The 14,571-nt window shown below is 37.3% G+C and carries 9 protein-coding genes and 4 tRNA genes; 2 read left to right on the forward strand and 11 right to left on the reverse strand.

Annotated features, from left to right (window positions below; all coding sequences use genetic code 11):
* Positions 1 to 122 precede the first annotated feature (122 nt).
* Positions 123 to 1,235: a trypsin-like peptidase domain-containing protein gene (locus tag ACFS6I_RS04405; protein WP_380918436.1), complete on the reverse strand. Its 1,113-nt coding sequence runs from the start codon at positions 1,233 to 1,235 to the stop codon at positions 123 to 125.
* 26 nt (positions 1,236 to 1,261) lie between these two features.
* Positions 1,262 to 1,831 carry an RNA polymerase sigma factor gene (locus ACFS6I_RS04410; RefSeq protein WP_183916147.1) on the reverse strand — a complete coding sequence of 190 codons (570 nt, stop codon included), beginning with the start codon at positions 1,829 to 1,831 and terminating at the stop codon, positions 1,262 to 1,264.
* Positions 1,832 to 2,170: 339 nt separating this feature from the next.
* Here ACFS6I_RS04410 and ACFS6I_RS04415 point away from each other — a divergent pair, with 339 nt between their 5' ends.
* Positions 2,171 to 6,214, forward strand: a complete 4,044-nt coding sequence (locus ACFS6I_RS04415; RefSeq protein WP_380918438.1) for a glycoside hydrolase family 2 TIM barrel-domain containing protein — start codon at positions 2,171 to 2,173, stop codon at positions 6,212 to 6,214.
* Positions 6,215 to 6,629: 415 nt separating this feature from the next.
* Here the strand turns inward: ACFS6I_RS04415 and ACFS6I_RS04420 are convergent.
* The 9 genes from ACFS6I_RS04420 to ACFS6I_RS04460 form a co-directional block, all read right to left on the reverse strand.
* A tRNA-Asp gene (locus ACFS6I_RS04420) sits at positions 6,630 to 6,703 on the reverse strand.
* Between the two features lie 14 nt (positions 6,704 to 6,717).
* Positions 6,718 to 6,794 (reverse strand) — tRNA-Asp (locus ACFS6I_RS04425).
* Between the two features lie 26 nt (positions 6,795 to 6,820).
* Positions 6,821 to 6,897, reverse strand: a tRNA-Asp gene (locus ACFS6I_RS04430).
* A 48-nt stretch (positions 6,898 to 6,945) separates the two neighbouring features.
* A tRNA-Asp gene (locus ACFS6I_RS04435) sits at positions 6,946 to 7,022 on the reverse strand.
* A 73-nt stretch (positions 7,023 to 7,095) separates the two neighbouring features.
* Positions 7,096 to 8,169, reverse strand: a complete 1,074-nt coding sequence (gene prfA, locus ACFS6I_RS04440; protein ID WP_132772513.1) for a peptide chain release factor 1 — start codon at positions 8,167 to 8,169, stop codon at positions 7,096 to 7,098.
* 92 nt (positions 8,170 to 8,261) lie between these two features.
* A complete protein-coding gene (locus ACFS6I_RS04445) occupies positions 8,262 to 8,591 on the reverse strand; it encodes a DMT family transporter (RefSeq protein ID WP_021189301.1) in 330 nt (109 codons plus the stop codon).
* Positions 8,592 to 8,651: 60 nt separating this feature from the next.
* Positions 8,652 to 9,230 (reverse strand): Crp/Fnr family transcriptional regulator, encoded by a 579-nt coding sequence (locus tag ACFS6I_RS04450; protein WP_132772511.1) that lies wholly within the window; start codon positions 9,228 to 9,230, stop codon positions 8,652 to 8,654.
* On the reverse strand, positions 9,218 to 9,967 hold the full coding sequence (locus ACFS6I_RS04455; protein ID WP_132772509.1) for a UDP-2,3-diacylglucosamine diphosphatase: 750 nt from the start codon (positions 9,965 to 9,967) through the stop codon (positions 9,218 to 9,220). The genes ACFS6I_RS04450 and ACFS6I_RS04455 overlap by 13 nt, the downstream gene beginning before the upstream one ends.
* A gap of 101 nt (positions 9,968 to 10,068) precedes the next feature.
* Positions 10,069 to 12,243: a M1 family aminopeptidase gene (locus ACFS6I_RS04460; RefSeq protein ID WP_380918441.1), complete on the reverse strand. Its 2,175-nt coding sequence runs from the start codon at positions 12,241 to 12,243 to the stop codon at positions 10,069 to 10,071.
* Positions 12,244 to 12,392: 149 nt separating this feature from the next.
* Here ACFS6I_RS04460 and ACFS6I_RS04465 point away from each other — a divergent pair, with 149 nt between their 5' ends.
* A complete protein-coding gene (locus ACFS6I_RS04465) occupies positions 12,393 to 14,510 on the forward strand; it encodes a prolyl oligopeptidase family serine peptidase (protein ID WP_380918443.1) in 2,118 nt (705 codons plus the stop codon).
* The last annotated feature ends 61 nt before the right edge of the window (positions 14,511 to 14,571 follow it).

Below are 14,571 nucleotides of genomic sequence, written 5' to 3' on the forward strand. Positions count from 1 at the left end.
TGTTCTTTAGTTCTTTTTTCATAATAAGCTGAGTTAGATGTCAACTTATTTCAGGACGGGACATACCCATAAAAAAAGGCATCAATTCAAATTGATGCCTTTTTTATGGGTATTGAATGTGATTAATATACTTTCACCATGTAGATATAATCTTGCATTCTTTTTATTTGCTCTGTTCTTGAAAGACCAGAGAGCATATTTTTCTTATTTAATTTTACTTGCCCTTGCAATGAATCGGCAGGTATTTCATCTAATGCTTTCAATATCGATTTTGTTTTGATTGCAAAACCGGCACCATCAATCCCTCTTTGTTTACCGGAGATAATACCGATAACATTTCCTTTGGTGTCCATTACTGGACCACCGCTGTTTCCTGGGTTAACAGGGATTGAAATTTGATAAGCGATTGTATCACCCGCATATCCTGTCGATGAACTTAAATATCCTTGACCGTAAACAGCTTCATCTCTAGGGAAACCTATTGTATAAATATCTTCTCCTAAATCAGATGCCGTAGTTTTGAAAGTATATGGTAATGTTTTACCTCTTTTAAAATTCGTATCTTCAATTAACAATATCGCTAAATCATTGGCCGCGTCAGAATGAATTACTTGTGCTTTATAAGATTCACCTTTATTATTTTGCAAATAAATAGAATCGGCACCACTTACAACATGGTAGTTGGTCACGACATAACCATTATTTGAAACCATAAACCCTGTAGCTCCATATTGACTGACAGAAGATTCACTTGCTTTGGTTGATTTATTATTAATACTCTTCAGCGCAGCATTATGTTCGTTGACATCTTTCTTTACATTATTCATGTCACGCTTCAATGCACTGTAATCTGTATTTGCTTTATCAATATTCTTATAATATCCTGAAATCCATAAGGTGGAAAATACGGCAACTACGGCTACCGAAGCAGCTACTAATGAACTTGCTTTCAATTTTTCCCACAAAGAGATTACTTTTGTTTGCTTCATCGGAATCACTTTCGCCTGCTGATGCGATTGGTGATAACTTTTAGCGGACTGTGCGAGTTGCTGTTTGAAATCAATACGTGACTGTGTATCTTTAAGATTGTCAAGAAATTGACGGTGTTGTGTTAGCTGTGCCGAGAAAGAAGGGTTTTCTGCACAGAAAGATTCGAAAGAAGCACGCTCTTCTTTTATCATTTCATCCCTGAGATAGCGATCTGCTAATTCAAAAAACTCTTGTTGGCTCATCATACTCATTGTTTGTTATACTAATTTTTTTACTGCATGAAAAATAGTTTTTTCAATCTTTGCAGGCATTTGTATTTTTGAGTTTTGGCATTGTCTGTATTGGTATATCCAAACTTCTCGCAGATCTCCTGCATGGAATGGTTCTGGATATAGAAATCGTGGAGAATGGTTTTACAAGGTTCTCCTAAAAGAGACATTGCATGTTCCATTTGTTCAAATTTTTTGTCAAGCTCCTGATGTCGCTCGATATCATCGTTATCCGGCAACGAATCTTCATAACCGCGGATATCTACTGATCCAAAACCTGCACGATTTAACTGCTTAAGCCAAAGTCTTCTGCAAATCGAATATAGATAGGTTTTAAGTTTACTGCTTAATTCAAAATTACCTTTAGAAACCTTGTCATAAAGAACAATCACGGCCTCTTGGAAGATATCTTTTGCCTCATCTTCGCTTCCGTTATTTTGAGAAATCATATGGGCAATAGATGGATAGTATAATTCATATATTGCATCCAATGCAATACTACTACCCGATTTAATACCGGCTATGATTTGCTCATCATTCTCGAGCTTATTTGATTTACTGATCTTACTCACCTATTAATACCTTAATATAACTAATAGTAACCCAACGAGTTTAATATTTGTGTTGTTTGGTAGAAAAAACCATTCTACGTAGGGCCAAACCTACTCTTTTTTTTTGATAAGCGTAAATTTTTTAAACGAAAAAAATAGCTGTTTCGTGTGCATCAAGTTTATTTTTGATTTTGGCCACTCAGCCGTTTATGAAGCTTTCCTGATTAACTTTTTGAACAGAATGGAACTTATCCATCTTTATATATATAAATTTTACGCAATCGAATGATTAATTGTAGCTACTTGTATTTCATTATATTGCTTATATTTTTGTGGACAACCTCTATTTAATAAATGAATATGATCAAATCATTATCTATGCGAATAAGCTGTGTCATGGCAGTTTTATTAGCATCGGCCTTTCAGGCGAATGCACAAATCGGTGATCCGATTGCAGGCTTTCGTTATGGGGTCGAAACGATTCCAACAGGTAAAGAGTGGGAGTCTCCCCAAGACCTCGCGCTCAATAAGGAGCAACCCCATGCTTATTTTTTCTCTTTTAAAGATGCTGATAAGGCTCGTAAAGTATTACCGGAAAATAGTGAGTATTGGAAGTCTTTAAACGGTACCTGGAAATTTAATTGGGTAAAAACTCCTGATGAAAGACCGAAGAATTTTTTTGATCCTCAAGCAGATGTAACAGCGTGGGATAATGTTGGTGTTCCAATGAGCTGGAATATAGCGGGCATTCAAAAAGACGGTACGCTAAAATATGGTGTGCCGATTTATGTTAACCAACCTGTTATTTTTCAACATCAGGTAAAAGTGGATGACTGGCGCGGAGGTGTTATGCGTACCCCACCAAAGCATTGGACAACGTATATCTACCGAAATGAAGTTGGATCTTATAGACGCTCATTCGAAGTGCCAACTAATTGGGACGGCCGTGATATCTATATTAATTTTGATGGGGTAGATTCATTTTTTTATCTATGGATCAATGGGAAGTATGTTGGTTTCTCAAAAAATTCACGTAATGTCGCTTCTTTTAATATCACTGATTATTTGAATAAGAAAGGTGAAAATGTTGTCGCCGTAGAAGTGTACAGGAATTCAGATGCTTCTTTTATTGAGGCTCAGGATATGTTCCGTCTTCCGGGGATATTTAGAACTGTCGCTTTAACAGCAAAGCCGAAGGTTCAGATTCGTGATGTTGTCGCTATTCCAGATCTGGATGAAAAGTATCAAAATGGAACTTTAAGTATTAAAGCTGAAATCTTAAATAAAGATAAAAAAGTTGCTAAAGGTCATCAGATTAAATATAGTCTTTATGCGAATGAACTTTATAGCGATGTTAATACAGCTGTAAAATCTATTTTGGTATCGAGTGATGTGGTAGATGTTAATCCGAATACCTCATCTATCGTGAAAGCTTCTCTTCAAGTTGAAAACCCCAATAAATGGTCAGCAGAGCGTCCGTACCGGTACACACTTGTTGCTGAATTAAAAGATAGTAAAAACCGTACAATAGAAACATCTTCTCTTTATGTTGGTTTCCGTAAAGTGGAAATTAAAGATACAAAGGCTACTGATGATGAGTTTGGTTTGGCAGGACGTTATTTCTTTGTAAATGGCAAAACTGTAAAATTGAAAGGGGTAAATCGCCATGAATCAAATCCTGAGAAAGGAAAAGTGGTGACACATGAGCAGATGGAGCAAGAAATCATCTTGATGAAGAAAGCGAATATCAATCATGTTCGTAATTCACATTATCCAGATGATCCATATTGGTATTACTTATGTGATAAATACGGAATCTATTTAGAAGATGAGGCTAATATTGAAAGTCATGAATATTACTATGGCGATGCTTCTCTTTCACACCCTCCGGAATGGAAGAATGCACACGTAGCACGTAACTTGGAGATGGTTCATGCAAATGTAAATCATCCTGCTATTGTTCTCTGGTCATTGGGTAACGAGGCCGGCCCGGGAAACAACTTTGTAGCGGCATATGATGCGATTAAGAAATTTGATACCTCTCGTCCTGTTCAGTATGAACGTAATAATAATATCGTGGATATGGGGTCGAACCAATATCCTTCAATCGAATGGGTTCGTCAAGCTGTAAAAGGGCAGTTTAAGATGAAATACCCGTTCCATATTTCCGAATATGCACACTCTATGGGGAATGCATCAGGTAACCTGATTGACTATTGGGAAGCAATTGAATCGACAAATTTCTTTATGGGCGGAGCTACTTGGGATTGGATCGATCAGGCCATGTATTATTATGATAAACAGTCTGGTGAAAAGTTCTTTGCTTATGGAGGTGATTTTGGTGATAAACCTAATGATGGAACATTTGTTAATAATGGTTTGATTTTCGCAGATATGAAGCCAAAGCCACAATATTACGAGGTAAAGAAAGTTTACCAGAATGTGGGCGTTAAGGCTGTTGATATTGCACAGGGTAAAATAGAAATCTTTAATAAGAACTATTTTGTTTCTTTAGCGGATTACGATATCGTTTGGTCTCTATATGAAAATGGTGTGGAGATACAGAAGCCTGTCTCAGTAGTAAAGGGTGAAACAGTTGGAGCACGTGAGAAGAAAGTGGTTACATTACCTTTGGATTTTCAAAAATTAAATAAACAATCGGAATACTTTGTTAAAGTACAGTTCTTATTAGCTAAAGATCAATTATGGGCAGCTAAAGGATATTTACAGATGGAGGAACAGTTGTTTGTTAAAGCTGCAAGTGAAAAACCTACTATAGCTGCTGTTCAGACAAACGCTAAACTAAGCATCGTTGATGAACAAAAGTTAAAAGTAATTAAAGGTTCAGATTTCATTATTAAGTTTGATACGGAAAATGGTAGTATTTATAGCCTAAACTATGCTGGTAAACAGGTTATTCGTGACGGTGAGGGACCTAAATTAGATGCTTTCCGTGCACCAGTAGATAATGATAACTGGGCTTATCAGCAATGGTTTCAAAAGGGCTTACATAATCTGAAGCACAAAGCATTATCCAGCTCGATCTACACGAGACAAGATGGAGCAATCATTCTATCATTTATGGTCGAATCGCAAGCGCCTAATGCAGCGACTATTCATGGTGGTACTTCTGGAACATATACGATTGAAGAACATAAAGACAAACCTTTTGGCGCTAATGACTTCAAGTTTACAACAAATCAGGTCTGGACAGTGTACCAAGATGGTTCGCTCGAATTAGCCGCTAATGTAACATCTAATGATGAAACGTTAGCTTTAGCCCGATTAGGTTATGGTTTGCAGCTACCAGAACAATATACCAACTATACGTATTACGGAAGAGGACCGATCAATAACTATGCAGACCGTAAAACTGCACAGAATATAGAGTTACATACGAGTACGGTTAAAGACCAATTTGTTCCATGGCCCAATCCTCAAAGTATGAGTAATAATGAAGAGGTGCGTTGGACAGCTTTAACGGATGAGTTTGGGTCTGGTGTGGTCTTTATTGCCAAAGATCATATGTCGACATCTGCATTACCGTGGAGCGAGATGGAAGTTACCTTAGCAAGTCATCCCTATAAATTACCAAAAAGCTCAGGTACACATTTACATGTGGATGCGGCAGTTACCGGTTTGGGTGGAAATAGCTGTGGGCAAGGACCTCCATTGGAACAAGATCGTGTGAAAGCAAAATCAACTTCGTTTGGCTTTATTATCCGTCCTGTTGCTAATCAGGATTATCGTCAGAAGTCTCAGGTATCTCTAGCGGGTGATGTGCCGATCTCGGTGTCAAGAAGCCGTAACGGTGATGTGCATATCGCAAGTGAGCAGGTAGGTGCGGAACTATATTATACCATTGGTAAAGGAAAGCCACAAATATACAAAGCTCCTGTTAACTTACGTGAAGGTGGTATTGTGACAGCATGGGCAAAGGGCAATGAGAAATTGAAAGCTTCCTTCCAATTTCCTAAAATAGAAAGTATCCCGATGCAAGTTGTATTTGCTTCGAGTGAAGAAACAGGGGAAGGTGAAGCTTCTAATTTATTAGATGGTGATCCAAGTACAATTTGGCATTCGATGTATTCAGTTACTGTGGCACAATATCCGCATTGGGTAGATTTTGATGCGAATGCAATTAAAACCATTAAAGCTTTTACCTATACCCCACGTCAAGGTGGTGGTAATGGTACCATTAAAAGCTATAAATTGCAAGTGAGTACAGATGGTAAGAATTGGAGCGAGCCAGTTGCTGAAGGTAATTTCGAAAATAACGGAAAACCGAAGACAGTAACTTTGGCTAAGCCAGTAAAAGGTCGTTTTATTCGTTTTACAGCATTAAGTTCGCAAAATGGACAAGACTTTGCTGCAGCAGCGGAATTCTCTGTGAGCGCAGAATAATAGCTTTATAATAAAGCAAAAGAGAAGCCTTCGTATGCCTTGCATATTAAGGCTTCTTTTTTTTGTCAGTATCTATATATTGATCGGAATTTTAGATTGTACGTTTAATTTGGACAGTTAGCCAATGATAAGCTTGTCTTGCGCTATTATGAGTCAAAAATGATATTTAGGGACGAGTTACCACAATAATCTGCTAGATCTATCTCTGAGCTTGAAAAATAGATTAAAAGCGTTAAAATAATAGGGTATTTAGATGTTCAAGATGTTGAACATGTTTTGCGTTATGCATATTTCGTATAGCTATACTAAAAAGCTATCTATAGAAAATGTAATAAAAAAAGAACAGGTGAATTAGAGAGAAATCGTAATAAACAAAAAAAGCTTTCAATTTGCATTGAAAGCTTTTTTATTCCAGCGGTCCGGACGGGACTCGAACCCGCGACCCCATGCGTGACAGGCATGTATTCTAACCAGCTGAACTACCGGACCGTTTTTACTTTTTTTGGCGGTCTGGACGGGACTCGAACCCGCGACCCCATGCGTGACAGGCATGTATTCTAACCAGCTGAACTACCAGACCGAAAAATGTAAAATGTTATTTAAAATTGGCGGTCCGGACGGGACTCGAACCCGCGACCCCATGCGTGACAGGCATGTATTCTAACCAGCTGAACTACCGGACCAAATTTTAAATGTTGTTAAAGAACTATTCGAGATTACTCTCTTATTTCTGGCGGTCTGGACGGGACTCGAACCCGCGACCCCATGCGTGACAGGCATGTATTCTAACCAGCTGAACTACCAGACCGTTTACCTTCTCTCTTGAAGGTGTGCAAATATAGCGTTTATTTCTTTATTTGCTAATATTATTTTAAAAAAAACTAGTCTACGGCTCCGTCTTTCATCTTTTCTGCATTCTCAGCAAACTGTAATGCATCGATAATTGGCTGAATATCACCGTCCAAAATAGCTGGTAAATTGTATGTTGTCATTCCAATACGGTGCTCTGTAAATCTTCCCTGAGGGTAGTTATAAGTACGAATTTTTGCAGAACGGTCACCGGTTGAGACTAAAGTTTTTCTTTTTGCAGCAATATCGCCGTTCTTTTTGTTCAATTCGATCTCGTAAAGTTTAGTACGAAGCATTTCCATTGCCAATTCACGGTTCGCTAATTGAGAACGTTCTACTTGACATACCACTACAATACCAGAAGGTTTGTGAGTCAACTGTACTTTTGTTTCTACCTTATTGACGTTCTGACCACCGGCACCACCTGAACGTGACGTATGCATCTCAACATCTCCTGGGTTGATGTCAACATCCACTTCTTCAGCTTCTGGAAGAACAGCAACAGATGCCGCAGAAGTATGGACACGACCTTGCGTTTCTGTATCAGGAACACGTTGTACACGGTGTACACCTGATTCATATTTCAATTGCCCGTAAGTATCTTCACCCATTACTTTCAAGATTACTTCTTTATAGCCACCAGAAGTTCCTTCCGTCACATCCATAACCTCAACTTTCCAGCCTTTGGTTTCAAAGAAACGGGTATACATACGGTATAAATCTCCGGCAAATAATGCCGCTTCATCACCACCAGTACCACCACGAATCTCTAAAATTGCATTTTTGTCATCTTCCGGATCTTTCGGGATAAGCATCATGCGGATTTCATCTTCCTTCTCTTCTTTTGCAACTAATAATTCATCAAGTTCTTCTTTCGCCATATCGCGAAGTTCTTGATCTTTCTCATTGCTGATAATATCTTTATTGGTATCGATATTGCTTACCATATTTCTGTAAATATGGTACTGATCTACGATTTTGCCCAAATCTTTGTACTCTTTATTTAATTTGGCAAAACGCTTCATATCTTTGATGGTCTCTGGATTGCTTAATTCAGCCTCCACTTCTTCCCATCTTTCTTTTATCGCCTGTAATTTTTCTAACATAATTCACATTATTCAAACCCTGCGACATGCGCAAGAGCTTTTAAGCTTACAAAAGTAAAGAAATTTTGTCGATTTAATAATAGTTCTATTGCTTAATGTGAAGAAACTGCCTTCAAGCCTACAATAGATGCGATAAGAGTGAAAATGAAGAATATGCGCCAAAAATCTGCAGGTTCTTTAAAGAAGAAGATTCCGATCAAAACTGTTCCTACGGCACCAATTCCTGTCCAAACTGCATACGCAGTACCGAGCGGTAATGTTTGCGTTGCTTTGATTAGTAAACCCATGCTTAAAAACAGGGAAAGGACAAATCCGAAATACCAAAGATACATGGCAGAACCTTCGCTTTGTTTTGCCTTTCCTAAGCAGGTGGTAAATCCAATTTCAAATAACCCACCTAAAATTAATAATATCCAATTCATAGCCTTTTTTTGCAAAGATGGATACAATTAGCGTAATTATTTTTTACTAATGTTAAAAAATTACCGAATGTTGGCGCGGATACGGCTTAGGGTGACTTGGGAAATTCCTAAATAGGAGGCAATGTAACCTAATTTGATACGGTTGATATAAGTGGGGTATTTGTCTAGCAGATCCATATATCTACTTTGTGCAGTATTGAAAAGTTTGGACATCGCTCTCTGTTCAATTTTAATAAACTCGTACTCTGCAATTTTTCTACCTAAGTTAGCAATGCGAATATTTTCTTCATACAACCTGAAAAGGGCGGGAGAGTTTATTTTAAATAAAGTAGCATCTTCTACAATAGCAATGTTTTCATATCCAGGCTCATTTCGGGCGTAGGTATTGATCGACATCAGCATACAGCCTGCATCATTAAAATCAAGTGTGATTTCTCTATTAGGAACTTCATAATAGACGCGTGCTAATCCTGATGATAGTATGTAGATATCATGTTGCAGTTTGTCCTGTTGTATAATGATGGTATTCCGAGGGATATGGACTTCGGTCGTAATAGCTTCTATAGCCTCAATGTCATCTGCTTCTAAGGGGTAGTAACTCAAAAGGCAATCGCGTAAACTTTTTTTTATTTCGACCATTTTTCAAGTTTTAGTTTATGACCATCCCAGACTGCATAGGTCTGGTAATTCATCCATTCACCTAAGTTTATCACTCGGCTCTGATCCGAAAGTTTGATGTCATAAGGTAAATGACGATGTCCGAAAATGTAGAAATCATGGTGCTGCTTGGCTTCCATTTCTTTTGCATAACCAATGAGCCATTCCTGATCTTCACCTAAAAAATGCTCATCTTCATTATTAGCAAGTCGACTGTGTTTTGACCAGCGTGTGGCAATGCCGATTCCTAAATTTGGGTGCAATCTTGCAAATAGCCATTGACAGGTCTTACTTCGGAAGAATTTTTTTAAGATTTTATATTTACGATCTCCCGCACCTAAGCCATCACCATGATGGAGATAAAAAGATTTTTGATCTCGGTTTATGAGTAGTTCGTCATCGACAATAGTTGCTTGCAGTTCGTTTTTAAAATAATCGAACATCCACATGTCATGATTTCCTTTAAAGATGGTTAATTTGACTCCCTTATCCACCAATTCTGCCAGTTTTCCGAGAAAACGAATATATCCTTTTGGTACAACGGTACTGTATTCAAACCAAAAGTCAAAAATATCACCGACTAAATATAATTCAGCAACATCATCTTTAATATGATCAAGCCAAGATATAATTAGACGTTCCCTTTCTTTGGATTTACTTTGTGGATAAGATCCCAAATGAAAATCCGAAGCGAAATAGATATTTTTTCCTGTTGACATGTGGTCAAAACTACCTAAATCACTTCGGATTTCAAACTTCGATAAATTTGTTTTTCACAATTCTAATTTTTAATGGATATAACATCCATCAAAAATTACCATCAGCGTTTTTCTTTAAGCTGTTTGATGAATGGTGCTAAATATGCTTTTGCTTCGGAATCCAATGATTCAATTGATTTATTCAATTTTGAAGGAACGATTTTTTGTATGGCCAGCAATGATGCACTTAATACAGCATAGGATTGTTCTTTTAGACCTTTTTCAATAATAGGTAAGTATTTATGATTACCGCTATTTCCTAATGCGACCAATGCTGAAGCTCTTACTTTCGTTTTGGGATCCTGTTGCGCCATGGAGATAATTTTTGCTTCAACACTATTTTTAACGGATGGGTCTGTTAAATCCAATCCTTGAATTGCAGCAGCTCTAAGATCTTCTTCTTTGTCGTTTAATGCTTCTATTAACAATTTTGTTGTTTCCGTATTTTTATTGTGTAAGGCATATCCAATAGCTTTAATACGGTTATAATAGGTCGGTACATTTTGATATTGATACGTATAGTCGGACATTGTTTTATTATCGATAACCTCACCAACCAATATTTTAGCAGGATCAAAATCGATAAAATCAGGCTTTTGTTCAAAAGGAAAACTAAATTCCTGTGCTCGCTGATTAATAAGAATACTTTTAGTTTCTTTTCCATTTGCCGTATAAAAATCGATGCTTAAAGGTAAAGTGAACGTTTGTACGCTGACATCCTGCATCTGCTTAATGGCTAATTTCTGCGCTCCGTTTTCATAACTATATTGGATATTTAAAATAGGATGACCGCCTTGATAATACCATTGATTGAAATATGGACTCCAATCTTTACCTGTTATTTCTTCCATAGCAAGTCGAAGCTGGTGCGTTTCTCCTGTTTTATGGGCATTGTCTGTTAAATATTTTTGTAATGATTTATAGAAAGCGGCATCTCCCATCTGATTTTTTAATGCATAGAGAATGACCGATCCTTTTGAATAGGAGATATTATCAAACATATCTTCTTTATCGTTATAATGAAAGCGTGCTAAGGTAGGGCTTATTCCATTTTTGGTCGATCTTAAATAACTTTGCAGTTTTTCAAACCGAGATTTATCTTCTTTATCTTGTCCGCCATCATGACCGCGCCATATCACCTCTCCAAATGTTGCAAAAGATTCATTCATGGTCAGATTTGACCATGATTCGGCTGTTACTAAATCACCGAACCATTGATGAAATAGTTCATGGGCAATAGTTCCTTCCTCATTATCATCCAGTAATTCGCGTGTTGTCTTTTGTACCGGTTCACCATGTAAAGTTGCGGTTGTATTTTCCATAGCTCCCGATACATAGTCTCGCGCAACTACTTGGGCATATTTATTCCATGGATATTCTACGCCTAAAATTTGACTGTAGTAAGCCATCATTGCTGGTGTTTTGCCGAATATATCTTTCGCATATGGAGCGTATTTTGGTTCGAGGTAATAATCTACCGGAATGGATTTGTAGTGATCATTTGTTATTTTGAAATCACCAACGGCCATCATAAATAAGTATGGAGCATGAGCTTGGGTCATTTCCCAAGTATCTGTTCGGGTACCATCCGTATTTTTATGCTGTGTTGTTAACGCTCCATTAGAAAGTGTTGTATACTGGTCCTGGACCGTAATGGAAATTTCAGAAGTAGTTTTTTGATTTGGTTTATCTATGGTAGGAAACCAGGCCGAAGAGGCCTCCGTTTCACCCTGTGTCCATATCTGGATCGGTTTATTTGGAACTTTTCCATCCGGGTTGATAAAATACAATCCTTTTGCATCGGAAATTGCCGCACTGCCTTTGGCTTTTAATTCATCTGGTTTAGAAGTGTAGGCTATATAAATGGTGTATTTCTCGGTCCCTTGAAATGGTTTTCCTAAGTTAATGAATAGCGATTCGCCATCATAATCATATTTGAGTGGTGTTTTTTGATTACCTTCTTGTAATGCAATCTCTTTTATGTCCATCCCTTTGGCATCTAAGCGTAAAGAGTCGGTCGGATAGAAGTGAGGTTTTAGCGTCAACCATTCTTCTCCATATAGGTAGCGTTTACCGTAATCAAATTTTACATTCAGTTTAGTATGTACCAAATCATTGATTTTAGTTTCTGTGACCCGGTATTGATTGATCGGTAACGCTTGATTAGATTGTGCAAATACTGTTGTTAAGCTGGCAGCAGTTAGTACACTTAGCGTTAAAAATATTTTATGAATCATTGGATGTTAATTTATACTTAGGCAATTTGCGATATTTTCTGTAGTAAACGAATTTTGTTGAAAAAATGTTTGCCTAATCTAATTATTAAAGCGACGCTGAAACACGTTATAATTTATTAAATTTGTTTATAACCTCATTTGAAAAAAACATGAATAAAAAACTGAGTTTAATTTTAACAGTAATAGCTATGTCGTCCGTACATCTTGGAAACGCACAAGAATTGAAATATCCAGAAACAAAAAAAGGTCAGGTAGTTGATCAGTTCTTTGGCGAATCAGTGCCAGATCCTTACCGTTGGTTGGAAAATGACCTAGCAGCGGATACAAAATCTTGGGTTGTTGCGCAAAATAAAGTGACGTATGATTATTTATCTCAGATTCCATATCGCGATCAGCTGAAACAACAATTGACAGATATTTGGAATTATGAGAAAGTTGGAACTCCTTTTATAGAGGGTGCTTATACTTATTTTTATAAAAATGATGGTTTGCAGCAACACGCCGTTCTATATAGAAAATCAAATAAAGGTGGAAAGGAAGAGGTCTTTTTAGACCCAAATACGTTTTCTAAAGATGGATCAACTTCTTTGTCAGATGTAAGTTTTTCAAAAGACGGTAGTTTGATGGCTTATTCTATTTCAGAAGGTGGCTCGGATTGGAGAAAAGTAATTATCCTGAATACTGCTGATAAAAAACAAATTGGTGAGACGTTAATTGATATCAAATTCTCAGGTATTGCCTGGAAGGGGAATACTGGATTTTATTACTCCAGCTATGATAAACCGAAAGGTTCAGAATTATCGGAGAAAACAGATCAACATAAAGTTTATTTTCATCAACTAGGTACCGCTCAGGCAAAAGATAAAATGATTTTTGGTGGAGCTGCTGTTCAACGCCGTTATATCGGTGCCAACTTAACGGATGATGAGCGGTTTTTAATCATTTCTGCCGCAAATACAACGACCGGCAATGAATTGTATGTACAGGATTTATCTAAGCCTGGAAGTAAGATCATCAACATCTTAAGTGGATTTGACAGTAACACAAGTATCATTGATAATGATGGCGATACTTTTTATGTGCAAACAAATTTAAATGCACCAAATAATAAATTGGTGAAGATGAACATTCGTCAACCTGAATCGAAGAACTGGATTGATGTTATTCCTCAAACGGAAAATGTTCTTGAAGTTTCGACTGGTGGCGGTTATTTATTTGCTAATTATCTTAAAGATGCAATCTCAGTTATTGAGCAATACGATTATACAGGAAAAAAAATCCGTGAGATTAAATTACCGGGTGTAGGAACTGCTGCGGGTTTCTCCGGGAAGAAAAAGGAAAAAACAATCTATTACGGTTTTTCAAATTACATCACCCCATCTACAAGTTTTACATTTAATGTAGACAATGGACAATCTGAGGTTTATATTAAACCTAAAGTGAAGTTTAATTCAGATGAGTTTGAATCTAAACAGGTTTTCTACACATCAAAAGATGGAACAAAAGTTCCAATGATCATCACGCACAAAAAGGGATTGAAGCTGGATGGTAAAAATCCGACTATTGTTTATGGTTATGGTGGCTTTAATATCAGTTTGACTCCTGGTTTTAGTGTATCTACAGCCAATTGGATTCAAAATGGTGGCGTATATGCTGTCGCAAACTTAAGAGGTGGAGGCGAATATGGTCAAAAATGGCATGATGGTGGCCGTCAGTTTAATAAGCTGAATGTGTTTAACGATTTTATTGCCGCAGCAAAGTATTTACAGAGCAATGGCTATACTTCTCCTGATTATACTGCACTATCTGGAGGTTCAAATGGAGGATTGCTCGTTGGGGCAACCATTACGTTAGATCCAACTATTGCAAAAGTAGCTTTACCAGCAGTAGGAGTGCTGGATATGTTACGTTATCATACGTTTACAGCTGGAGCAGGTTGGGGATATGATTATGGTACTGCTAATGACAGCAAAGAGATGTTTGATTATCTGAAGGGATATTCACCTGTACATAATGTTAAAGAAGGTGTTTGCTATCCTGCGACTTTGGTTACCACCGGAGATCATGATGACCGTGTAGTGCCGGCACATTCTTATAAGTTTGTTTCAGAACTACAGGCAAAACAGAAGTGTGATCGTCCTGTTCTCATTCGGATTGAAACAAAAGCTGGTCATGGGGCAGGCCGTTCTACAGAAGTGGTGATTAATGAAACAGCTGATAAATATGCTTTTACCCTGTGGAATATGGGAATTAAAGCACTAAAATAAATATCATTTCAAAGTAAATCCACTCCCGACAAGAGTGGATTTTTTATTAAAAGAGCTACTT

It is taken from the genome of Sphingobacterium anhuiense (assembly GCF_042686355.1).
GTDB lineage: Bacteria > Bacteroidota > Bacteroidia > Sphingobacteriales > Sphingobacteriaceae > Sphingobacterium > Sphingobacterium anhuiense.

Excerpts from the sequence above, each read along its gene's own strand:
- ACFS6I_RS04405 (WP_380918436.1), bottom strand. The coding sequence starts at position 1,235 with ATGATGAGCCAACAAGAGTTTTTTGAATTAGCAGATCGCTATCTCAGG.
- ACFS6I_RS04415 (WP_380918438.1), top strand. The coding sequence starts at position 2,171 with ATGATCAAATCATTATCTATGCGAATAAGCTGTGTCATGGCAGTTTTA.
- prfA (WP_132772513.1), bottom strand. The coding sequence starts at position 8,169 with ATGTTAGAAAAATTACAGGCGATAAAAGAAAGATGGGAAGAAGTGGAG.
- ACFS6I_RS04445 (WP_021189301.1), bottom strand. The coding sequence starts at position 8,591 with ATGAATTGGATATTATTAATTTTAGGTGGGTTATTTGAAATTGGATTT.
- ACFS6I_RS04450 (WP_132772511.1), bottom strand. The coding sequence starts at position 9,230 with ATGGTCGAAATAAAAAAAAGTTTACGCGATTGCCTTTTGAGTTACTAC.
- ACFS6I_RS04455 (WP_132772509.1), bottom strand. The coding sequence starts at position 9,967 with ATGTCAACAGGAAAAAATATCTATTTCGCTTCGGATTTTCATTTGGGA.
- ACFS6I_RS04460 (WP_380918441.1), bottom strand. The coding sequence starts at position 12,243 with ATGATTCATAAAATATTTTTAACGCTAAGTGTACTAACTGCTGCCAGC.
- ACFS6I_RS04465 (WP_380918443.1), top strand. The coding sequence starts at position 12,393 with ATGAATAAAAAACTGAGTTTAATTTTAACAGTAATAGCTATGTCGTCC.